Source organism: Arsenicibacter sp. R0_47, from assembly GCF_057652235.1.
The window spans coordinates 1-233 of the sequence record NZ_JBYFCJ010000141.1 but is presented as its reverse complement, the minus strand read 5'-3'; the positions used below and the strand labels follow the sequence as shown (position 1 = coordinate 233).

At 41.6% G+C, this 233-nt stretch carries 1 protein-coding gene; it reads left to right on the top strand.

Annotated features, from left to right (window positions below; genetic code table 11):
- The coding region (locus tag AC23NW_RS36365; RefSeq protein WP_487455616.1) for a nucleotide exchange factor GrpE at positions 1–233 on the top strand (233 nt) is incomplete at its 5' end.

Below are 233 nucleotides of genomic sequence, written 5' to 3'. Positions count from 1 at the left end.
TGAAAGAAGGCGTGTCGCTGATTTATAATAAATTATTCCGGACCCTGGAAGAAAATGGCGTCAAGCCGATGACATCGAAAGGGGAGGTATTTAATGCCTATATCCACGAATCAGTTACCCAGTTCCCTGCCCCGAGCGACGACCTGAAAGGTATGTTCATCGAAGAATTATTAAAAGTGTATTTCCTGAACGACAAAGTAATCCTGTTTGCAAATGTTATTGTAGGAAGCTAA